Source organism: Gilvimarinus gilvus (assembly GCF_030518155.1).
Lineage (GTDB): Bacteria > Pseudomonadota > Gammaproteobacteria > Pseudomonadales > Cellvibrionaceae > Gilvimarinus > Gilvimarinus gilvus.
In genome coordinates this window covers 1-370 of the sequence record NZ_JAULRU010000578.1, presented here as the reverse complement: position 1 = coordinate 370, position 370 = coordinate 1, and the positions used below count along the sequence as shown (strand labels likewise).

Genomic DNA, 370 nt, shown 5'->3' with positions numbered 1-370 from the left:
CTTGTATGGCGACAAACAGGACACCGAGCGGCTGATCCCCTTCGATATCATCCCGCGCAGCATCCGCGCCAGCGAGTGGCGTACGGTCGAGCGCGGCTGTATCCAGCGCGTGCAGGCCCTGAACCTGTTCCTGGAAGACATCTACCACGACCAGCGCATCCTCAAGGCCGGGATCATCCCGCCAGAGCAGGTCCTGGCCAACGAGGGTTATCAGATCGCCATGCAGGGCCTGGACCTGCACCGGGGCCTGTATGCGCACATCGCCGGCGTGGACCTGGTGCGCGATGGCGATGGCAGCTATTTCGTGCTGGAAGACAACCTGCGCACCCCCAGTGGTGTCAGCTACATGCTCGAAGACCGCAAGATGATG

Annotated in this window: 1 protein-coding gene; it reads left to right on the top strand. The window is 62.7% G+C overall.

Features of this window, described 5'->3' with window-relative positions:
* Window positions 1-370, top strand: a 370-nt coding sequence (locus QWI17_RS13730) for a circularly permuted type 2 ATP-grasp protein (RefSeq protein ID WP_302723090.1), incomplete at both ends; no start/stop codon positions are given.